This window comes from Candidatus Pseudothioglobus sp. uisw_070, assembly GCF_059512545.2.
The window spans coordinates 127,878-147,811 of sequence record NZ_CM183456.2 but is presented as its reverse complement, the minus strand read 5'-3'; the positions used below and the strand labels follow the sequence as shown (position 1 = coordinate 147,811).

General features: G+C 37.6%; 22 protein-coding genes and 1 pseudogene. 8 read left to right on the top strand and 15 right to left on the bottom strand.

What is annotated here, in order from left to right:
- Positions 1 to 3: 3 nt before the first annotated feature.
- The 6 genes from AC5YGD_RS00715 to AC5YGD_RS00690 all read right to left on the bottom strand — a co-directional run bounded on the left by AC5YGD_RS00715 (position 4) and on the right by AC5YGD_RS00690 (position 7,524).
- A complete protein-coding gene (locus AC5YGD_RS00715) occupies positions 4 to 1,158 on the bottom strand; it encodes a Gfo/Idh/MocA family oxidoreductase (protein WP_496141650.1) in 1,155 nt (384 codons plus the stop codon).
- Between the two features lie 10 nt (positions 1,159 to 1,168).
- Complete coding sequence (locus AC5YGD_RS00710; protein ID WP_496141649.1) at positions 1,169 to 2,263, bottom strand: sn-glycerol-3-phosphate ABC transporter ATP-binding protein UgpC; 1,095 nt, start codon at positions 2,261 to 2,263, stop codon at positions 1,169 to 1,171.
- Positions 2,264 to 2,433: 170 nt separating this feature from the next.
- On the bottom strand, positions 2,434 to 3,639 hold the full coding sequence (locus AC5YGD_RS00705) for an ABC transporter substrate-binding protein (RefSeq protein WP_416652234.1): 1,206 nt from the start codon (positions 3,637 to 3,639) through the stop codon (positions 2,434 to 2,436).
- Between the two features lie 78 nt (positions 3,640 to 3,717).
- On the bottom strand, positions 3,718 to 4,602 hold the full coding sequence (locus tag AC5YGD_RS00700; protein ID WP_271556329.1) for a carbohydrate ABC transporter permease: 885 nt from the start codon (positions 4,600 to 4,602) through the stop codon (positions 3,718 to 3,720).
- A complete protein-coding gene (locus AC5YGD_RS00695; protein WP_271556330.1) occupies positions 4,599 to 5,522 on the bottom strand; it encodes a carbohydrate ABC transporter permease in 924 nt (307 codons plus the stop codon). Before AC5YGD_RS00695 ends, AC5YGD_RS00700 begins: the two co-directional genes overlap by 4 nt.
- Positions 5,523 to 5,532: 10 nt before the next feature.
- The gene (locus AC5YGD_RS00690) at positions 5,533 to 7,524 is read right to left on the bottom strand and encodes a family 20 glycosylhydrolase (protein WP_496141648.1); all 1,992 of its coding nucleotides are present in this window, start codon (positions 7,522 to 7,524) and stop codon (positions 5,533 to 5,535) included.
- A gap of 337 nt (positions 7,525 to 7,861) precedes the next feature.
- Here AC5YGD_RS00690 and AC5YGD_RS00685 point away from each other — a divergent pair, with 337 nt between their 5' ends.
- From AC5YGD_RS00685 to AC5YGD_RS00670, 4 genes are read left to right on the top strand one after another with little or no spacing between them, the layout of a single operon-like run.
- Entirely contained in the window at positions 7,862 to 8,614 is a 753-nt protein-coding gene (locus tag AC5YGD_RS00685; protein WP_496141646.1) for a UTRA domain-containing protein, read from the top strand.
- Positions 8,611 to 9,759 carry an N-acetylglucosamine-6-phosphate deacetylase gene (gene nagA, locus AC5YGD_RS00680; protein WP_416652231.1) on the top strand — a complete coding sequence of 383 codons (1,149 nt, stop codon included), beginning with the start codon at positions 8,611 to 8,613 and terminating at the stop codon, positions 9,757 to 9,759. Before AC5YGD_RS00685 ends, nagA begins: the two co-directional genes overlap by 4 nt.
- Positions 9,756 to 10,535, top strand: coding sequence for a glucosamine-6-phosphate deaminase (gene nagB, locus AC5YGD_RS00675; RefSeq protein WP_496141645.1), 780 nt, complete (start codon positions 9,756 to 9,758; stop codon positions 10,533 to 10,535). The genes nagA and nagB overlap by 4 nt, the downstream gene beginning before the upstream one ends.
- A 50-nt stretch (positions 10,536 to 10,585) precedes the next feature.
- Positions 10,586 to 11,296 carry an MBL fold metallo-hydrolase gene (locus AC5YGD_RS00670; protein WP_496141644.1) on the top strand — a complete coding sequence of 237 codons (711 nt, stop codon included), beginning with the start codon at positions 10,586 to 10,588 and terminating at the stop codon, positions 11,294 to 11,296.
- 120 nt (positions 11,297 to 11,416) lie between these two features.
- Here AC5YGD_RS00670 and AC5YGD_RS00665 read toward each other — a convergent pair whose 3' ends face one another.
- From AC5YGD_RS00665 to AC5YGD_RS00655, 3 genes are read right to left on the bottom strand one after another with little or no spacing between them, the layout of a single operon-like run.
- Positions 11,417 to 11,578 carry a hypothetical protein gene (locus AC5YGD_RS00665; protein WP_496141643.1) on the bottom strand — a complete coding sequence of 54 codons (162 nt, stop codon included), beginning with the start codon at positions 11,576 to 11,578 and terminating at the stop codon, positions 11,417 to 11,419.
- Positions 11,575 to 11,748: a hypothetical protein gene (locus AC5YGD_RS00660; RefSeq protein ID WP_496141642.1), complete on the bottom strand. Its 174-nt coding sequence runs from the start codon at positions 11,746 to 11,748 to the stop codon at positions 11,575 to 11,577. The genes AC5YGD_RS00665 and AC5YGD_RS00660 overlap by 4 nt, the downstream gene beginning before the upstream one ends.
- Positions 11,749 to 11,773: 25 nt before the next feature.
- Complete coding sequence (locus AC5YGD_RS00655; protein WP_496141641.1) at positions 11,774 to 12,250, bottom strand: Lrp/AsnC ligand binding domain-containing protein; 477 nt, start codon at positions 12,248 to 12,250, stop codon at positions 11,774 to 11,776.
- Positions 12,251 to 12,400: 150 nt separating this feature from the next.
- Between AC5YGD_RS00655 and AC5YGD_RS00650 the strand changes: the two are divergent.
- The 3 genes and pseudogenes from AC5YGD_RS00650 to AC5YGD_RS00640 form a co-directional block, all read left to right on the top strand.
- Positions 12,401 to 13,561: pseudogene (locus AC5YGD_RS00650) on the top strand (PrnB family protein); the annotation flags it as partial.
- On the top strand, positions 13,559 to 14,704 hold the full coding sequence (locus AC5YGD_RS00645; RefSeq protein ID WP_496142375.1) for an aminotransferase class V-fold PLP-dependent enzyme: 1,146 nt from the start codon (positions 13,559 to 13,561) through the stop codon (positions 14,702 to 14,704). The pseudogene AC5YGD_RS00650 and the gene AC5YGD_RS00645, both read left to right, overlap by 3 nt.
- Before the next feature lie 64 nt (positions 14,705 to 14,768).
- Positions 14,769 to 15,155: a DUF2721 domain-containing protein gene (locus AC5YGD_RS00640; protein WP_416687184.1), complete on the top strand. Its 387-nt coding sequence runs from the start codon at positions 14,769 to 14,771 to the stop codon at positions 15,153 to 15,155.
- Here AC5YGD_RS00640 and AC5YGD_RS00635 read toward each other — a convergent pair.
- From AC5YGD_RS00635 to AC5YGD_RS00625, 3 genes are read right to left on the bottom strand one after another with little or no spacing between them, the layout of a single operon-like run.
- Positions 15,152 to 15,460: a Dabb family protein gene (locus tag AC5YGD_RS00635; protein WP_496141640.1), complete on the bottom strand. Its 309-nt coding sequence runs from the start codon at positions 15,458 to 15,460 to the stop codon at positions 15,152 to 15,154. The genes AC5YGD_RS00640 and AC5YGD_RS00635 overlap by 4 nt on opposite strands.
- 18 nt (positions 15,461 to 15,478) lie before the next feature.
- Positions 15,479 to 16,477 carry an arginase family protein gene (locus AC5YGD_RS00630; protein WP_496141639.1) on the bottom strand — a complete coding sequence of 333 codons (999 nt, stop codon included), beginning with the start codon at positions 16,475 to 16,477 and terminating at the stop codon, positions 15,479 to 15,481.
- A 28-nt stretch (positions 16,478 to 16,505) separates the two neighbouring features.
- On the bottom strand, positions 16,506 to 17,075 hold the full coding sequence (locus AC5YGD_RS00625) for a hypothetical protein (RefSeq protein WP_496141638.1): 570 nt from the start codon (positions 17,073 to 17,075) through the stop codon (positions 16,506 to 16,508).
- A 126-nt stretch (positions 17,076 to 17,201) separates the two neighbouring features.
- Between AC5YGD_RS00625 and AC5YGD_RS00620 the strand changes: the two genes are divergently transcribed.
- A complete protein-coding gene (locus AC5YGD_RS00620; protein WP_496141637.1) occupies positions 17,202 to 17,918 on the top strand; it encodes an SDR family oxidoreductase in 717 nt (238 codons plus the stop codon).
- 19 nt (positions 17,919 to 17,937) lie between these two features.
- Here the strand turns inward: AC5YGD_RS00620 and AC5YGD_RS00615 are convergent, their stop codons facing one another.
- The 3 genes from AC5YGD_RS00615 to AC5YGD_RS00605 are packed head-to-tail and all read right to left on the bottom strand — an operon-like array spanning position 17,938 to position 19,846.
- Positions 17,938 to 18,663, bottom strand: coding sequence for a hypothetical protein (locus AC5YGD_RS00615; RefSeq protein ID WP_496141636.1), 726 nt, complete (start codon positions 18,661 to 18,663; stop codon positions 17,938 to 17,940).
- Positions 18,664 to 18,672: 9 nt separating this feature from the next.
- A complete protein-coding gene (locus AC5YGD_RS00610) occupies positions 18,673 to 18,903 on the bottom strand; it encodes a hypothetical protein (RefSeq protein WP_496141635.1) in 231 nt (76 codons plus the stop codon).
- Between the two features lie 19 nt (positions 18,904 to 18,922).
- Positions 18,923 to 19,846: an inverse autotransporter beta domain-containing protein gene (locus AC5YGD_RS00605; RefSeq protein ID WP_496141634.1), complete on the bottom strand. Its 924-nt coding sequence runs from the start codon at positions 19,844 to 19,846 to the stop codon at positions 18,923 to 18,925.
- Between the last annotated feature and the right edge of the window lie 88 nt (positions 19,847 to 19,934).

Genomic DNA, 19,934 nt, shown 5'->3' with positions numbered 1-19,934 from the left:
CCTTTAATATAATGAGTCCAATTCTTTCCAAGTCTCAGCCATATCAACAACTTGTCCTGAAACCATACTTTCATCAATTGCCAGAGCAACCAAACCTGCAGTAATCGCCTCTTTTGGCCCAACAGGCAGGAATTTTAAATCACCTCTAAGAAAGCTTGCAATATCCTCACACATCAACTTATCTGCGCCGTAATGTGCTGGGTAATTTACTGCATCAGGGGCACTTGAAACACTAAAATCATGATCCTCTAAGCACTCACCAGTTCGCGCATCTGTAATCTTAAGTCCACCTCGACCAAAGTCACCTTCAGCCATACCTCGACTTCCAATAATACAAAAACGCCGCTGCTCATCAGGAACATTAATACTGGTATGAAAAGAGAAACTTACATTATTTGGATATTCTATTAATGAATTCTGATGATCAATAATATCCGCGTTACTCGTAAATGGATCATCAGCACTTTCCCAATAAGATTTTTTTATTTGGTAAACATCATCATGCTCATTTCCATTAGGGGCCTCTGAAGGAATAAAATTATTTCGACCTCCAAAACTAATAACTCTAGATGGTCTATCACCAACAATACTGTTATATAAATCAATATCATGGCAGCACTTTTCTAACATAAAGCCACCTGAATATTTTTCAAGTCGGCGCCAATCTCTCATAAAGAATGATCCATGAAATGGGGCTATATGTTCATTAGCTTCAAGTGAAGTGATATTTCCTAAAGTTCCAGCATCAAGAACTCTCCTCAGTTCTCGCATGTGCACTGAATATCGCAAAACAAGTCCAACAATTAATTGGTCTTCACCATATTTTTTTATTAATTTAGCGAGACTAAAGCTATCCTCTTTTGTCGTAACAATAGGTTTCTCTGAGAAAACTTTTAAGCCGGCCTCAAGACCAACTTTAATATGGTCGAGATGCAGATGATTTGGGGAAGCAACCCATAGAAGATCAAGACTACATTTTTCAATCATCTCATCAAGGCTTTCAAATCTAATTAAATTATGGGGGACTTCATCAAGTATAGATAATCCACATGGATCAGGATCAACATAACCAACTAAATCTAACTCTGGTAAATCCTCTACAAGCATTTTAAGAACATTTGCAGCTCTTAAACCTAGGCCAACAATTCCAGTTTTCATGATTATTCTCTTATTTCTTTTTATTCGTTTTCTTAAGTGCCTGTCCTGATGAGTCGAAAGTATGGCACTTAGAAGCATCAAAAACCAGGTTGACAGTTTCACCTGGTTTAATAATTGAGTCACTTGGCACTACAGCACAGAAATTACTATTGCCTAAAACAGAGCCATGTAAGATAACTGTTGCTCCAATATGTTCAACAACTTCAACACTCATTGGAACCCCACCTTTTGATGAAGAAACGACTAGATCTTCTGGTCTTACTCCAACATCTATTTCATCACCTGCTTTTGTGCTAGAGACGTCAACAGCCAAGTCCAAATTCAAGTCACCAATATTTGCAACTAGTTTTTTACTTTTAATTTCTGTATCAGTTGTTTTAAGGAAGTTCATATTTGGTTGGCCGATAAAGCCTGCCACAAACTTTGTTTTAGGATTATGATATAAATCCATTGGTGATCCTACCTGCTCTATAACGCCATCACGCAATACAACAATCTTATCAGCCATTGTCATCGCTTCAATCTGATCATGAGTAACATAAATCATTGTTGTCTTTAAATTTTGATGGAGCTTTGCTAGCTCAACACGCATATCTCCACGAAGAGCTGCATCAAGATTGGATAAAGGCTCATCAAAAAGGAATACTTTTGGATCTCTAACAATAGAGCGGCCAATGGCGACCCTTTGGCGCTGGCCTCCTGATAGTTGGCCTGGTTTGAAATCTAAACGATCTCTTAACTGCAAGATATCCGCAGCTTTAAATACTTTTTCTTCGAGTTCCTTTTCATTAACTTTTGCCACCCGAAGTGGGAACGCTATATTTTCAAAAACTGACAGATGAGGATAGAGGGCATAAGATTGAAAAACCATTGCGATACCTCTTTCAACTGGAGGTGCATTGGAAACATCTTTATCATCAATAATTACACTGCCCGCAGTAGCTTCCTCTAAGCCTGAAATGATTCTTAATAACGTTGTTTTTCCACAACCAGAGGGTCCAACAAAAACAACGAATTCCTTATCCTTTATTTCTAAATTAATATCAAATAAAACTTCTGTTTCATCAAAACTTTTATAAATATTTTCAAGTTTTACTGTTGCCATTCTTTCTTCCTTAAAAAGAGCGCATACTCAGTGCGCAATTAAATTATCTATTACTTATGTTTAAAGCAAGCTTCAAAAGGGTGCTTTTAAATTAACCTCTTTTTGAAGTAAGCCTTTAAAAAAATTCAGGGGCAACTAATAGTTACCCCTGAAATAGTCAATTAATTGACTTAATTGCCTTCTGCTAAAATTTCAGCAGCTTCTGCAACTAGATCAGCAGCAGAACCTTCGCCCAAGATCATACCTTGGATAGCACCATTGATACCAGCTTGCAATGCTTTAAAGTCTTCAAACATTGGCTCTGGACCACCACCACCAATTGGCGCAACAAATGTCTGCCAGTAGTCAGTAGTATAGTAGACATCATCCATCATCTTCTCATACTGCATGATTGGTGTTAAGCCCCAGCTCTTATCTAGGTCATACTGTGCTTCACCAGATGAAAGCATAGAAGCTAACTCCATTGCTAGATCTTCATTAGCAGAACCTTTAAATACTGCAATTGAGTCAGTAATTAATAATGTTCCACTTGAACCACTAGGACCAGCAGGAATAGGGACAACTATTTCAGCAATATTATCATTGTGCTGACCTGCACCCCATGGACCGTTAATATACATTCCAATCTGACCATCGTTATACAACTGAGTCAATTGTCCACGCTCATAACCCATTGGGCCTTCCTGAGCAACACCAGCTAACTTACCATAAAACTCAAGAGTTTCGATAGTCTCAGGACTATTAAAAGTTATCTCACCAGTATCTGCATCATTTACAGAGCCGCCATTACTATATAAGTAATTTAAGAATTGGTGCATAGTGTTATCAAAGTCCTTTCCAGTTATGCCAATACCTGCAGCTGAAGTATTATCATTGATAGCTTTAGCCATCGCATACATACCTGTCCATGTCTTAGGAGCAACACAAGCCATGCCTGCTTCTTCAACTAAACCACAGTTGATAAATAGGGCTTTAGTAGAGAAAGCGTGAGGGAAGCCCCAAGTTTTTCCACCACTAGATACTGTATTAAGAATACCTGGCTGATACATTTCCTTCTGATCATCAGCAATATCTACTGGAACAATCAGACCGCTTAGAGCTAGTTGCTTCAGAGTACGTGAACCCATATAAGCCAAACCAACAGGATCACCAGCTGCTGCTAGTGTCATTGCTTTGTCCTGGCATGTTCCCCAAGGAACCGCTTCAGCATTCACTGTAACGCCTGAGTATTTTGCTTCAAAAGTAGAAATTACTACTTTATCAGCTTCACGGATTTCACCACCGCACATTATCATATGCACTTCTTCAGCTTGCACTGGAGCCATTAAACCTGCACCCAATACAGCTAAGAAGAGCGCTTTTTTTATATTTTTCATTTACTTCTCCTTTTCTATTTACTTCAAGTTACTAGAATTAAATTATCCTAATAACACTTTATGTGAGACTTTTGAATCTCACTCCTTTACCGCCCCTGAAGTTAAACCTGATATGAGATGTTTCTGCATAAACAGGAAAATTAACAACACGGGCAGAACTCCAACAAGACTTGCTGCCATCATTTCATTCCAGAGCACTGTCTGGTATCCAATAAACTCAAAAATACCAGCTGGTAGTGGCATGTAATCTCTATTTTGATTAAAAGTAATTGCAAATAAAAATTGTTGCGCATAAGCGCCAATAAACATTGCAACACCAACCACAATTAAACCAGGAACTGCTAGAGGCAGGATAACACGTCTAAGGGTATAAAGGCGCGATGCACCATCAACAAATGCAGCCTCCTCTAACTCATAGGGTATCTTCTCTAAAAAAGACTTAAGCAGCCATATTCCTGTTGGTATAAGAAACGCCACACCAGGAATAATCATAGCCCAATAGGTATTTAATAAACCATAAGAGCGTAATAATTTATACAAAGGGATTAAAAGAACCGCTCCTGAAAACATGTTTACAGCCAAAAAGAGGGTAAGACTAGTGGTTTTTCCTCGAAAGTTAAAACGTGCATAGGCATAGGCAGCTGGAACAATAAAGCACATTGATAAAAGAGTAACAGCTGATGCTATGAATACGCTATTAAATATATAACGCGGTAATTGAGGTACGGTAACCCACATATCCCTGTATGCCTGAAAACTCATAGTATCTGACCAAAACCTGCTCATAAAATCAAAAAAACTCATCGTCTCGCCCATTGGAACATCTGGCCTAGTAAATAAATGAGTGATTGGCCTGAGAGAAGCTACAAACATTTCAACAAAAGGAAGCAACATAAATAATATGAATATTGCGAGAGAGACATAAATTCCAATCTTATGAAGTAATGAGTACTTATCCATCATTTCTGAACCCCGCCATAGCCATATTTTTTACTCAATCTTCCTAGTACCGTTAGGTAAATTACTGAAAACACACCTAATATTAATACAACAAGAACCGCTCTTGTCGCGCCAGCACCAAACTTATAATTAAAGATCGCTGTTTTAAAGGTATCAATAATTAATGTAGTGGTTGCCCCACGAGGACCGCCCTCTGTCAAGATCCAAATAATTTCAAATGAATTAAAAGTCCAGATTGCTGACAGTAAAGCCATAGAGACAATGGTAGGCATAATTTGTGGCAAAGTAATCCTTCTAAATCGATACCACCTCGATGCACCATCAACATAAGCAGCCTCATATAAGTCTTTTGGAACACCTTGCATTGCCGCCAAAAAGAATAGAGTTACCATTGGCGTTCCAATCCAAACATCGGTCACAACTGCTGAGTAAAAAGCGCTCTGCTTATAAGCTAAGAAACTAAAGGGACCATCCGTGATACCGACCATCTCTATAAAATTTGAGAGCAGGCCAAAATGCCCATTATAAAGCCACACCCAACCAAAGCAGCCAATTGCTATAGGCACAATCCATGGCGGCATAACTAAAGCACGCATAAGTCCGCGCCCTCTTATATTACTCGCTAAAAGTGTTGCGCCGATTAAACCTAAAATCATCTTGAAACCAACAGATAAAAACATCCAGTAGAAAGTTCGAGTTACTATCGCAGGAAACTTTCGGCCTCCAATGGCTTTTTCATAATTTTCCCAGCCAATAAAATCAGCACCTCCCATTAGGGTTCCAAGGTTCGAATTAGTAAAAGACAGGCGGAAGGTTTCATACAAAGGCCAAAGTACAATCCAAAACATAACCATTGCAGCAGGCGCAATTAATGCCCAAGCAAACATTGTGGTTGTTTGTGATTTGGTTTTGGGTTTAAGCATTTGTATCAAACTACTCACTGGCCAAAGCCTCCTTATTCGTTAATGGATCGGACATGATATCAAAATTCTCAGCTTTATAGTGGTCCCATTCAATTTTATCAAATAATTCTCGATAGCTAGTTACAGCTAAATCACCCAACTCAGAGCCTTTTCTTCTGTTTGATTCACTCGACCAGGCGCTTTCTGCTAGTCCAAGAATTCGTGGGCATAGCATTGATTCCATTTCGCTATCCTTAAGAATCGTTTCACACCAAAGATGTCCTTGAATTCCCTGGATATTAGCTTCAAGTTCTGGCTCATTGTTAGGAATAATAGGCCAGTCAACTACTTTCTCAAAAGGTATGACTGCTGCCCAATTTGCTCCACGATCAGCATAATTTCTGCTCTGAGCCATATCAAAATAAATGTACTCAGCAGGGCACAAGACGACTTTATAACCTTCTCTTGCTAAATTAAAACCAGACTCCAGATCCTGCCAAGAAAATAGTAATTTTTCTGACTTATCATCATGGTGCTGACCATCTTCAGCTTCCTGCCAGGAAGCTGTTTTTTTATTATTAAACTCTACTCTCTTAGAAAGCTTATTAATAAACCAAGAAGCAACATCTTTACCATTATTAAGCCTATGCTTTACCTTCAACACATCAATTGCAGGTGATTTTGTCCAAGACTCTGGTGCAATCTCATCACCACCTAAATGAATATATTCACCTGGGAACGTGTCACATAAATCATCAATTAAAGACTCAACAAGCGAAAATGTTTCTGGCATTGCTGGGTTCAGAGTGTTTTCTGAGTAACCTTGAACTGAGACCTCACAACTTTGGTCCTTAGGATCACGCAAACCTGGGAAGAGGTTAATTAGTGCCATGTTATGGCCAGGTAAATCAAACTCTGGCATTACTTCAATAAAGTTAGCTGATGCCCTATTGATAACTTTATGCATATCTTCTCTATCATAACAACCGCCAGTTGCATCTGGTCCAGAGCCAAAAACAGGCGGCACTAGCAAACCATTTCCTCTTTTAGAAGTTGCAGTTGCAACTTCAGGATTTCTATCAAATTTGAAGCGAAAGGCCTCATCATCAACCCCATGCCAATGAAACTTATTAAGTTTAAAGAGGCTCATTAAATCGAGTAATTTTAATAAACTGTCTACTGAATAAAAATGCCTAACAGTATCCAAATGCTGGCCTCTCCAACTAAATCGTGGCTTATCAATGATTGACCCACATGGAATTAACTGATGATATGTTTGATTTAATTGCATCAAAGAAATAAAACCATAATAAAAACCTGGCTCATCTCCAGCAGTAATTTCAACATCATCACTGGTAATAGTAATTTGATATGAAGAGTCACTTAAATGATTTTGAAGTTTAAGTTTTACAGTGGATGATGCCTTCTCATTAATTTCATTCACGGGGCCAGAAAAAAGATTAAGATTTAATCGACTAGCTAAATCAGAGGCTGACTTGTAAGCATTGCTTATCATGTCACTGTCATTGAATAGTATGTTGATAGGAGCACATAAATTACATACGCCAGCACTAGCCTCCCATGAATAAGGATGTGGCACCAATCTTAGTGATTCATGATTTAATTTATCACTTGAATACTTAGGAGTTGGTGCCACGGAGGAGATTCTTTTAAGATCCAAATCAATCATTTCAAGATTAACTACTTCACCGTTATTATTTTTTAAAAAAACGCCCTGGGGAGCCCATCTGTGATTCATTGGCATATGTCTAGATTCTTTATAGGCGTATTTAAAATTCCATTCTTGTCCAGGTTTTAAAACGAAATTTTCAAGATGGGTTAGCTCTATATATCCACCAGCACTTTTAAAAATGTTGCAATTTTCAATAACCTTTACGGGTGCAAGTATGCTGAAACAGAACATGAAATTCTCAATCGACTCATTAGAATTATTAATAAGCGTTGAGCAAAAGTAATTATCTGAATTGATAGATGTTGTTAAAGAAAACTCTGTTGAAATCAATATTTCTCCTCACTGACTAGTATTGTTATAAAACAAAAAACCTTCCTAAGGCTTAGCAGGCATACTAATCTATATAAAAATTGGTAATAAAATGGTATTATATAACAGGTATTTATTAAAAAGTAAATAAGTTTAATTATTTTATAAATAATCATATATTAAAAGACCTATAATCCTTAGATATCTCATTATATAAAGGATTAAATTAGAAAAAATAGACAAATAATTTAGCTCCTTTCACTTAATATTGAATTTATTATAAAAAATTTACTTTTTAAATTAAGATAGAATATAATAGTACCAATTTAGTACCAATATTTTATTTTATTTATATCTAATGGATGATATCAACAATCTAGTTAATTTTTTAATGCCCTCTACTGACAGGCCAGAGTCGCTATATAAACAATTATCTAAATCACTTAATAGGGCAATTCAACAAGGTCTTTTAGCGCCTGGAGACGCTTTAATGCCAGAGAGAGAATTAGCAGCTAAGCTTAATATGTCTAGAATTACTGTTCGCAAAGCAATCGATCAGCTGGTAGAAATAGGGCTTCTCAATAAACGCCAGGGTGCTGGAACGATTGTTGCTGAAAGTGTTGATTTAGTTCTTCATAAGAATCTTTCATCGCTAAACAGCTTCACTGCGGATATGAAAAAGAGGGGTCTCGAATCTTACTCAAGAACCATCTTGCGTGAAGAAGGTAAAGCAAGCGCTAAGGAGGCCTTGATTTTAAATTTAGATGAGGATGAATATGTTCATCGCCTTAATAGAGTAAGGTACTTAGTTAATGAGCCATTACTTTATGAAATTGCTGTAATACCTGCAGCAATCATATCTATAACATCTGCAATTGATGACTCACTTTATGAGTTACTTGAATCCAAGAATATGAATCCAGTTACTGCAAAACAAAATATTCATGCCATCATAGCAGATGACAACCTAGCAGATAAACTTGAAATCAAGCCAGGTAGTGCAGTGTTGTTTGTGGAAAGAAGAGGCAAGGATTCTAACGGAAGAGTTGTTGAATATACTCAATCTTACTATCGTGGTGATCGCTATGACTATGTTGTGGAGCTTGGATGAAACAAGCAATCACCGGTGCTAAAATATTTTCTGGCAATGAATTCTTTGATCAAAAAGCACTCCTAATTGATGGTGAAAAAATTATTGATATTGTCAATGAGAATTCTATTCAAGATAACTTCAAAATTCAAAAATTAAATGGTGGCATCCTCTCTCCAGGATTTATTGATCTTCAAGTAAATGGTGGTGGTGGAAAACTGTTTAATAACTCGCCCGATAAAGAGAGCTTAGATGAAATAATAATGGCCCATCAACACTTTGGTACGACCAGCATAATGCCAACTGTTATTAGTGACTCATTGAATGTTCTTAAAAGATGTACTTCAACAATATCTAGTGAGATTAATAATAATAAATCCCTCCTAGGGCTTCATATTGAAGGCCCCTTCTTTAATGTTAAATATCGAGGGGTTCATCAAAAACAATATATCAATACGATAAACAATGATTACTTAAACTTATTTGAAAGCCTACAAGGCTTTCCAGTGATGCTTACATTAGCCCCAGAATGCATTTCTATCAAACAATTAAAGCACCTTAAATCACTTGGCTTTAAAATTCTAGCGGGCCATACTGATGCGAGCTATGATCAGCTAGAAGAAGCAATTAAATATGGACTTGATGGCTTTACGCATCTCTTTAATGCGATGGGGCAAATCTCAGCACGTGAACCTGGTGTTGTGGGTTCAGCATTAAATTTTGATAACACCTCAGCCAGTATTATTGCTGACCTACATCATGTCCATCCATCATTAATTGAGATGTCTTACAATCAAAAACCTAAAGGGAAACTATTTTTTGTTTCAGATTCTATGGCCACAATTAATCATGGTGAGCCTTCTTTTGAGCTTTATGATGAAGTAGTTAGTGAATCCAATGGCCGTCTTATTAATTCAGAAGGCAAATTAGCTGGCTCCTCAATAACACAAATTGATGCCATTAAAAATGCCTATCTTAGTTGCAATATCCCATTGAATGATGCTATCGCAATGGCAACACGTTATCCGGCAGAATACCTAGGTGTTGGAAATTATCTTGGCTCCTTGAAATCAGGTTATCGGGCTGACCTTGCCCACTTTGACCTTGACTTTAACATTCATAATGTTTGGGTTGCTGGCAAACATCTAAAACAAGAAGCGTCATGAGAGTCGTTATTCTTCCAAGTGAAAAAGAGGCGAGCAATTTTGCTGCAGGATTTATTGAAAATTTTATAGTCAATAAAGAAAATGCAGCTCTTGGTCTTGCGACTGGCAGCTCTGTTCTTTTAACTTATGAGAGCTTAATTAAAAAGCATAATTCTGATGGCTTAAGCTTCAAAGATATTACTACTTTTAATTTAGATGAGTACGTTGGTTTAAAGCCAGGACACACTCAAAGCTATCGTCATTATATGAACAATAAATTATTTAATCACATTGATATCGATAAGAAAAATACTTATATTCCTGAGTGTTTTAATAAGGATTATGAGCTTTGTTGTGAAAATTATGAGTCCAAGATTAAATCAATTGGGGGAGTAGATCTTCAATTATTAGGCTTAGGTACAAATGGGCATATTGGATTTAATGAGCCTACTTCTAGCCTCAGCTCAAGGACCAGAGTAAAGACGCTAACTGAAAATACGGTTGCAAACAATGCGCGCTTCTTTGATGATAAGGAGTTTCAGCCATCCATAGCAGTGACCATGGGTATTGGAACAATTATGAATGCTGACAATATTATTCTCATTGGCCTAGGTAAACACAAAAGTAAAGCAGTTGCAGATTTAGTTGAAGGCCCTATATCCTCTTTCTGTCCTGGAAGCGTCCTTCAAAATCATCAAAATGTTGTTATTGTTTTAGATAGTCTTGCAGCATCTGAATTAAAGTTGTATGATTACTATATACACACCGAAAAAATGTACCTTAAATTTATGTGTTGAGTGTTAATATTTATTTAATAATTTAATTCCAGTATATTGAGTCCAATAATATGAGTTTAATTTTCAAACAACTATTTGAAAGAGAAAGTTGTACTTACACCTATCTTATAGCAGACAGTGATTCTAAAGAAGCCGCAATTGTAGACGCGGTAGACATCATGATTGACAGAGATACAGCTTTGCTAAATGAGCTAGATCTAGACTTAAAATTTATTATTGAAACGCATATCCACGCTGACCATATAACCAGTGCGTGTCCTTTAAAAAAATTCTATCCTAAAGCTAAAATTGTTATAGGCATGGAGAATGTTGACGCTGAAGCATGTTCAGATATTATGGCGGGCGAAGGCCATATTCTTTCGATTGGTAATTATGATATTACCGCAATAGAAACCCCAGGGCACACATTAGGATGCATGTCTTATAAGATCGGTAATAAAATCCTTACTGGTGATGCATTATTTATACGAAGTACTGGAAGATGTGATTTTCAAGGAGGTTCAGCCATATCTCTTTATGAATCAATTCATAAGCTTTTTAAATTTCCTGATACTACTGAAGTATATCCAGCACATGATTACAACGGATTATCAGTTAGTACCATTGGTGAAGAGAAGAAGTTTAACTCAATGATTAGAGAATCCTTTGATCAACAAACATTTATTAAAAATGTAAACAATTTAAAGCTAAGCATGCCGAAAAAAATAAAAGTATCAGTTCCAGCAAATCAAAGCTGTGGATTAGTAACTGCTGTAAATTAGTATTAAGAAAAAACTATTGCTCCCTCATACTCACTAAAATTTGACTAGTAGATCAGAGCCAAAAAGATAACGCTAACTATTACGTTAAATAGAATCCAGAGAATGAAGTAAAAGTTATTTTTACTCACTCTCTTCATTTTTAAGAAGATCAAGCTCTTCACGAAGATCTTTATCACTGCGACTCTTAATACGCAGCTCCTCTAACTCTTGCTCTAAAGCTCTCTTTCTCTTGCGCCTATCATTTGGAGAGCCATTTTTCGTATTATATTTGGCAAGTGTCATAACCTCGTATCCTTAAATGTTTCATTAAAGATTGCATCTACTCTTCTTTTAAACTCCTCTTGAGAGTTATTCTCTATGAATATGCCTTGAACATACTCTTTAAATTTTTGAGCCTTTTCATATTCTTCTTGCATACTTTCTAATTGTGGTTCTAGTTGTTGGATTTCCATTTTATCTCCTCTCTTAGTTATTTCATTAGTTTATTATCTCTATTGGAACCTCGCCTCTAGCAAATGTCTGCTTTAATACTACCGTCGATTCAATACTGGCAATACACGTCAAACTACCAAGCGATTTTTTAACAAAACTTTCATAGCCAAGTAAATCATTTGCAATAATCTTTAAAAGATAATCATGTGAGCCAGTTATTACAGAGCACTCTAGCACTTCTGGTAATTTTTTCATTGCATTTTCAAATAAATCAGCGCTGATATTTGAATTCTCAGTCAGCCTTATAAAGACATAGACCATTGCATTAAAGCCCATCGCTTCAGGACTTACATTTGCACTATATCCACTAATGACTCCAGCCTCTTCAAGTTTTTTAACTCTTCTAAGGCAGGGCGTATCGGACATATTTAATTTTGCAGCCAGCTCTGAAATAGCTATTCTTCCCCTATTCTGAAGAATAGATAAAATGCTTAAATCCTTAGTATCGATATTAGTATTCATTCTTAATTTCCAATAAATTAGCGATATTCAATAATAATATACTTTAATTTATTGAATATCTTTATTATTATACTATTTATTAGTTAATTTTAGTGATTAAAACTCGATAAATAATGATATTATGACTTTTTTATATAAATAACCTTAGAAATGACTCCAAACTCGCAGACCTTTGATTACTGGATTAGAAATCGCTTTGTTGAATTAAATTCAGAGCTTGAAGTTCTGTACTCAAATCAAATTGAACGCACTAATATCAAGTCTGTTGGTGACGATTTAAAACAAGCTCTTGAGGACGAAGGCAGAGAGATAATTAAAACGCTTTTATCTGAAGGAAATACTGATGAAGGCTTTGATAATGCTTTCGATTTATTAGGCAATGTAGGCCTCTATATGGCGGCATGTCGAAGACATGAAATAACTGACCCTGCGAAACAATCCACTTCACCATTAAAAGAGGCATCAGGACTTGCTATGAATATAGGCGCCTCAATTGGTGTTACGCCTCGCTTTGCTACTGCGCACCTTTCAACACATAATAAGGCAGTTGATGGAGTATATAAAAGCTTTACAAACCTGCCTGCTGAAAAACTATTTCTTGATTACAACACTAAAGCAATTCTTGCCTATAAAAGAGCCGCTGACGCATTACTTAAATTGCATCCACTAGGCATTTCGCATCCGATGTGTCCTGAACTATTAGTAGTCGTTAAAAAGGCGCTTGAAGAAGTCATTGAATCTAATGCTGCATTATTTAATAAGCTTAGCGTTGATGACTTCTTTTACTGCGTTCGTCCCTACTATAAGCCCTATCATGTTGGATTTCAGGTCTATCGAGGAGCAAATGCAGGTGATTTTGCAGGAATAAATGTTATTGATATTTTGCTTGGACTTTGCTTTGCTAATGAGCCCGCATATTCACAAATGCTCGTTGATAAATTTCTATATATGGTCCCAGAAGATCAAAGCATTCTTAGAGACTGCATGAGAAGAACCAGCATTATGGATGATTTTCTAAGTGCTGACGTTTCTTCTAAAAAGTGGTACAAGGATAATCTCACCCTGTTCCTTAAAATTTGTCAGCTTCATGGTGACGCTGCAACTCAGCATCATAATCAGCTCGTTGAGAAATATATTGCGCAGCCCTCAACAGGCCTTAAAGAATCTCAACTTAGTACTATTACCGCGAGCGGTCCGCCATTAAAAGTTTTACTAGACTCACTTGAAAAATTAAGGGATCGAAGGGCAGCTGCTGATCGCAGCGATATACGAACGCGCTTTGCTGATATTGCGCTCCTCAAAAAACGTTTGCTACCTAATGGGAATGAAATAAAGCCTAACTTTAAAGAGGATTTTATTTTAACAAAAGCAAATTATCTCCTTAATCACTCTGTTGGAAGGCCGTTAAAAACATCTGAAAAAAACTTTTCAGAGCAGCTTTATACTCCTTGGAAAAATTCACTTAACGAGCCTTGGGAGAAATGGCTTGAAATTATTAATGATTTTACAGCCTCTTTAGCGAAACTCTTTAATGCAAAGCAATCTGAATTCTGCCCACAAATTAATTTATCAAGTGGACTAACTAAAATACTGATGTCTTTAGACCGAACTCAAAGTAAAAACTGCGTCATCTTGGTCAGTGAAATTGACTTTCCAGGAATGGGTTTTGCCTTACAAAAATCATTACCTGAAGACTGCGAGATTAGATTTATTCCCTCTAATATTGATATAACGAATACAAGCGTGTGGGACGAGTATCTGACTAAGGATGTTGATTTAGTGTTTGTCAGTCACGCTTACTCAAATACAGGTCAGCTGTCGCCAATCTCACAGGTGCTTTCAATGGCAAGATCTAGAAATATCATCTCTATTTTAGACATTGCCCAGTCTGTGGGCGTTGTGCCAATAGACCTAGAGGTATTAAATCCAGATTTTATGATTGGATCAAGTGTTAAGTGGTTATGTGGCGGTCCTGGGGCTGCTTATTTATGGGTTAACTCCGATCGCATGGCTTCTTGCAATCCAAAAGATGTAGGCTGGTTTAGCCATGAGAATCCATTTGAGTTTGATATTCATAATTTCCGTTATCATGATAGTGCACTTAAATTTTGGGGAGGCACTCCATCAATTGCGCCCTACGCCATAGCAACTCACAGCATAAATTACTTTACTAATATTGGTTTAAAACATATAAGAAAACACAACCAGCTCTTAATTGAAAAGACTGCAAATGCGCTTGATTTAGAATTCGTCTCTCCAAGGGAAGAGGCAATTAGAGGTGGCACGATGATATTAGACTTTGGTAGCAACCAACAGAAAATGTTAAAGAATTTTAAAGAGCATAATATTAGTGTTGATCTTAGAAGTCATGGAATCCGAATATCTCCCCATATCTATAATGATGAGGAAGATATCGATCAACTATTAAGCGTTATAAAGTCAACAAAACTTTAAAACTAGTCTTACTAAATTAGGATTTAAGTCCATTGCTGTTGATTACTAATTAAAATAGGGCGTTATGGATATGACAACACCCGCACTGCTTTTCCCCGCAATTTCTTTACTCTTTGTAGCCTATACAAATCGCCTTCATTCCCTAAGTGTCCTTATTAGGGCAATGACAACTGAGGGTAGTGATGAGTCCAAGACTAAACATACTGAGGAGCAGCTGGATATCCTCAAGAAACGCGTTACTTATATTAAAAGGATGCAGGTCTTTGGAATTGTAAGTTTTATTTTCAATCTAATGACAATTATTTGTTTTTACATCGAGCAAATTTCTCTTGCATATTATATTTTTGGCTTTGGTCTTTTAATGCTGTCAGCATCATTAATTTTTGCGCTGCTCGAAACATTAATTTCAACTAAGGCGCTAGATATTCACCTTGAAAATTACAAGGGTTAAGTTTGTATATCAAAAACAATAATCCCTTGACGCCCCTCTTTGCACATTGAAACTAGTTTACTTCCAAGAAGGACATGCTCTGGATGCTCGTTATATTCAAGCAACGCCTGATGACTCTCAAAGCTTGCTATAAAGCCAGAATTAAAGTCGGCTGATTTTTGCTCAAAATCTAGATTATTTCCATATTCAAACTCAACCAAACCTTCAATTTGATTCTTGAGATTTGAAAGGCCCTCAAAAACATCAAATTGCTCGGATTGACTTGTTTCAGATTTAAAATTAAGAAATACGCAGTGCTTTATCATAAGCTATACAAAAATAAGTTACGGTTTTTTGCCTATATTGTCAGCGATCAAACACACTATTTCAAACATGATTGCGTTGGCAACATGCGCTGTAATTTGGTTGGGTGAATCAACCGTTGGCATAAGACAAACGACGTCACCTCCAATGACGTTCTTACCCCGAAGACCTTGAAGCATTTGAAGTACATCAGGCATTTTAAAGCCTTCAATTGCCGGCTCTAAATTTGAAACACCTGGCGCCACAGTGACGTCCAAACAGTCCAAGTCAAAGGTAACATAAATAGGCGAGTCACCAACACGCTCCTGAATCATCTCAATACATTTTTCAACGCCGTACTCGTCATACTGATCTTTAGTGATAATCTCATAACCCAGCTCGTAACTGGAATTAAGCCAGTCTAGGGTTCGAGTATTTCCCCTTATTCCAACCTGAATACTTTTTGAAGCATCTACAAAGCCATCTCTAACTAAATAACTCGCCCAATGAGCAGCTGATTTAACCGCGCCCAAAAAATGATCGAGCTGATGAAACGCATCTGTGTGTGCATCAAAGTGAACAAGCACTGCCTTCTTACCGCCGGTTAGTTTGGACTTTGGACCTGCAATTGCCTGAAGGATTCCGCCAGTAATCGAGTGATCTCCCCCAATTGAAACTGGCCTAACGCCAGACTCAGCAATAATCTCATAAAACTCAGTTATGTGCTCAATGCACTTCTCATTGTTATTAGCCTCAGGCAGAGGAACATCACCAAAATCTCTAATTTCGCACATCTCCCAAGGGGAGATACCAAACTTAAGATGGCCGCGTCTGCCCTGAGCAGAAATATTTCTGACTGCCCTTGGGCCCAAATGCTGATCGCGCTGAGTAGTTCCGTTTCCAGTGCTATGAGGGACGCCAACAAGCGCAATGTCGCAGCCCTCAGTCTCAGGATTATGAGGACAACGAAAAAGCGTTGGCACGCCCCACCAATAGAGGCCATTCATCATCGCAGCGTTATCTCTAGTTTTCTTATCCATTCTTTTAGTACCTATAATTGGAAAAAATCTACTCGAACTTCTCACTTACTTTACTTAGAATAGCTTCTTTATAGGGCACCTTTAACTCCTGTGAAGCCCATGATGCAAAGCCTAAATCAACCTGCTGCCCCCATGTTTCAATAGGATTTTTAAAGGTTGTGACAGAGGACTCTGTCGGCGCAGATAAAAAGAGCGCCATCTCCGCAGCATCTGACTCTTCAGTTTGATTTTCTGGAGAAACATACTCACTGATATTAATAAAGTTGGCAATATCTGTCATCCAATAAATACAGTGACGGTACTCTACTGCAAGATTCGCACCCTTTATATACTCTTGAGAGAGCGTAGTTATGGCCTCTGTTTGAGCGGCAACAATTTGACCATTAGTCATCTCCATATCCGTTCCATCAATGGCGTGATAGGCATAAATTCTATTCATTATTTCTTCACCTGCAGTGAGTCCAGCCATCTCTGTTCTAGTAAGCTGAATATAAATAAGCGCTGAACATCTAATTGCATCTTCTGAAACTTTTGTGTCGGCATAAGATGGACTAATCAAGCCGATGGATAGAAATAAGATAGTAAATAGTTTTTTCATAAATAAAAGCAAATTAATTTGAAGAATTAATAAAGTATAAACAAAATAGTTATCCAAATAATATCTTTAGTGATTAATAGTTGCTAAAATAATGAGCTTCTCTTTTCACTCATTTAAAAAACTTATATGTCAAATAAATATCTAATTTTTGGGGCTACCGGATCTATTGGATCAAGCCTTGCCGAACAGCTTATAAACTCAGATCATGAAGTGCATTTAATTGCCAGAAATGAGGATGAATTAAAGCCATTATCAGAAAAACTTGGCTGCACTTATTCTGTTGCTGACGTGTTAGAGGAAAATTTTATAGACAAGGTTAAAGCAGATACCTCAGACTTTGATGTCAAGGGCGTTGCATACTGCGTTGGCTCGATTGACCTAAAGCCGCTTAAAAGAGTGAGCGAAAGTGACTTACATAACTGCATGAAATTAAACCTCTACTCGGCAATTGAGTCGATTAAGGGTTACCAAGAAGAGTTAAAGAAAAATAATGGGTCAATTGTTTTATTCTCATCCGTTGCCGCCCAAAAAGGCTTCACCAACCATACAATTATTGCAACTGCAAAAGCAGCGATTGAGGGTCTAACAGTAACGCTTGCCGCAGAGTTTGCGCCAAGTATTCGCGTTAACTGTATTGCTCCGAGCCTAACAGATTCAAAAATTTCTCAGTCAATGCTTAAGAGCCCAGTTGTTGCTGAAGCTCTAGCTAAGGCGCATCCACTTAAAAGACTTGGTGAAGGCAAAGACTCGGCATCAATTGCTAAATTTCTACTGAGCGACGAGAGTTCTTGGATGACGGGTCAAATAATTGCAGTTGATGGCGGAAGGTCTAGCTTGAGCTAGAAAACCCGCCATCAAAATTTTAGTCAGTAACTGTTAAGAAAAGCTGGACAGGGTCTGCACCGGCTTTGATGATATCTTTATTATTAGGGTCACTACTAAAATCTATAGAGATCGCATTAGTTGTTTTTACCAAAAGACCAAAACTTGAGTTTTCAGTGACTACATATGGTGTTGTAAGGTTTGTTGTCCATAGTATCTTATATACGTTGACACAACCTGTAGCAAACGCATCATTCGATTGAAGTAGGTTAATAACAGCAGTTCCATTTCCAACAGTTTCCACATTATTATCATCATCTACAACTGGCCATCTGTCACCATTTGCTACCCAAGTTGCAGCGCAGGTGTCTCCGTTAAGTTTATTTATTACCTCATGTGAGAAAACAGCTGTTCCAGCTGCAGCTCCACACTCAAGCATTTGCGTACTTCCATCTGTTGAATTACCATGTCCAGTTACGGATACTCCACTCTCAGAAGTGTAGCCGGTATAGCCTGCATTTGATGTCCAACAATATACTCCAGACCCTGTCGCTCCATCAATCGCATTGGACGTTTGAAAGCTGTGCTTGACCGCAAGCTTAGCGCTTATGAGAACAACCATGTAGGGGTAGGTTCCTGGATCAATTACAAATTCTGGTATGGCCATCGGGGTTTCAGCAGCCCCCGATATAGTATGCTCAATGCCCGCGGCACTATTAATAACATACTTGCAGCTGGAGAGATCGTTAAATGATGTGTCGGCCAAAGTCCTAACTTATAAAAATGTAAGCTTATATTCATCAGGTGTATCAACACATGCATCAGTAAAGGCTGTTTGCTCACCATTAGTAGCTTTTACTTGATTATCTGAATTCCCAGCAGCGGTTTCTATAACCCCATTAGCATCTTTAACACAAGAATTTGCTTGTGCACCAGTTGAAAAAGCAATCGAGATTAAAAACAGTCCAATTAATAGTGATAATTTATTTAAGTTTAATATTTTCATATTAATACCCACTCACTGTTTAATAACCACTCACCGTTAGAACGCCAGATTTTTTCTTGACAATACGATTTTCGCGCTTGACTAGGTCATAGCGCTGATCACCAAGCTTTTTAAGCTCGTAAGCCGAGCTTGCGAGTTCAAATAGTTTTGGTTTTGTATTCTCTACGCCAAAGCCCCACGTGTAGTTCAGGTTAATGCTGTTGCTGTCTTTCGTTGTAGCAGTTGTATAATCAGTGCGCACATAGCTTAGAGATAGATTATCAGAGAGGTTTCCACCTAAAGAGTATTTCCTACCCTTTTTATCCTTCATGCCATCAATACCTTTCCAAGAAAATGCATTCATTCCAAACATCATTCCAGGGAGATATGGAAGCGCTACCTTAAATCCCATATCTCTTCCATCAAGGGCTTTAGAGGGTGTGCCACTTTTGTCAACAACGTACCCAGTTATTCCGTTATATACATTTACTCTTGACTCTAGGACTGAACTAATAAGCTCAAAACCAACACCATTTCGCTTATGAAAGTCTGGAGATTCAAGATCATAAAAAGCGTTAACGCCACCCATCAATGTCTCGTCTGCATTCAGTCTTCGGTAACCAAGGCCAAGGTTTAAAGTGGTTCTATCATCAAAACGATTAAGGTTGATCTGGTTAAAGATGAATGAGTTTGGGTTGTCACCAAAAGCTCTAAGGACACCAATGTTAACCGATGAGTCACCCTCTTTTAGGTTGGTACTGACCTCAACGGTATTAAAGTTAGGGCTGAGTAGTGCGCCAATACCTGTTGAGATAAAAGAGCCAGTCGAACTGGTCATTCTGCTCATCAGCGAAGACTTGATCTGCTCTGAGTCGTCCGCGCTTACGCTCAGGGAAAAACCGAGTGACATTGTTAAGACAGCGCTCAGCGCTGTCTTGGTTAGATTTGAATTTGAAAAACTCATATCATGCTTCCTTATAATAATAAATTTATACGAAGTAGATTATATAGTTTAAGATGCATCTTGTCTATAATTCAAAAAGAGCTATAAA

Bases quoted from the DNA above. Each gene is read 5' to 3' on its own strand.
- AC5YGD_RS00715 (WP_496141650.1), bottom strand. From the start codon at position 1,158: ATGAAAACTGGAATTGTTGGCCTAGGTTTAAGAGCTGCAAATGTTCTT.
- AC5YGD_RS00710 (WP_496141649.1), bottom strand. From the start codon at position 2,263: ATGGCAACAGTAAAACTTGAAAATATTTATAAAAGTTTTGATGAAACA.
- AC5YGD_RS00705 (WP_416652234.1), bottom strand. From the start codon at position 3,639: ATGAAAAATATAAAAAAAGCGCTCTTCTTAGCTGTATTGGGTGCAGGT.
- AC5YGD_RS00700 (WP_271556329.1), bottom strand. From the start codon at position 4,602: ATGATGGATAAGTACTCATTACTTCATAAGATTGGAATTTATGTCTCT.
- AC5YGD_RS00695 (WP_271556330.1), bottom strand. From the start codon at position 5,522: ATGCTTAAACCCAAAACCAAATCACAAACAACCACAATGTTTGCTTGG.
- AC5YGD_RS00685 (WP_496141646.1), top strand. From the start codon at position 7,862: ATGGATGATATCAACAATCTAGTTAATTTTTTAATGCCCTCTACTGAC.
- nagA (WP_416652231.1), top strand. From the start codon at position 8,611: ATGAAACAAGCAATCACCGGTGCTAAAATATTTTCTGGCAATGAATTC.
- nagB (WP_496141645.1), top strand. From the start codon at position 9,756: ATGAGAGTCGTTATTCTTCCAAGTGAAAAAGAGGCGAGCAATTTTGCT.
- AC5YGD_RS00670 (WP_496141644.1), top strand. From the start codon at position 10,586: ATGAGTTTAATTTTCAAACAACTATTTGAAAGAGAAAGTTGTACTTAC.
- AC5YGD_RS00665 (WP_496141643.1), bottom strand. From the start codon at position 11,578: ATGACACTTGCCAAATATAATACGAAAAATGGCTCTCCAAATGATAGG.
- AC5YGD_RS00660 (WP_496141642.1), bottom strand. From the start codon at position 11,748: ATGGAAATCCAACAACTAGAACCACAATTAGAAAGTATGCAAGAAGAA.
- AC5YGD_RS00655 (WP_496141641.1), bottom strand. From the start codon at position 12,250: ATGAATACTAATATCGATACTAAGGATTTAAGCATTTTATCTATTCTT.
- AC5YGD_RS00640 (WP_416687184.1), top strand. From the start codon at position 14,769: ATGGATATGACAACACCCGCACTGCTTTTCCCCGCAATTTCTTTACTC.
- AC5YGD_RS00635 (WP_496141640.1), bottom strand. From the start codon at position 15,460: ATGATAAAGCACTGCGTATTTCTTAATTTTAAATCTGAAACAAGTCAA.
- AC5YGD_RS00630 (WP_496141639.1), bottom strand. From the start codon at position 16,477: ATGGATAAGAAAACTAGAGATAACGCTGCGATGATGAATGGCCTCTAT.
- AC5YGD_RS00625 (WP_496141638.1), bottom strand. From the start codon at position 17,075: ATGAAAAAACTATTTACTATCTTATTTCTATCCATCGGCTTGATTAGT.
- AC5YGD_RS00620 (WP_496141637.1), top strand. From the start codon at position 17,202: ATGTCAAATAAATATCTAATTTTTGGGGCTACCGGATCTATTGGATCA.
- AC5YGD_RS00610 (WP_496141635.1), bottom strand. From the start codon at position 18,903: ATGAAAATATTAAACTTAAATAAATTATCACTATTAATTGGACTGTTT.
- AC5YGD_RS00605 (WP_496141634.1), bottom strand. From the start codon at position 19,846: ATGAGTTTTTCAAATTCAAATCTAACCAAGACAGCGCTGAGCGCTGTC.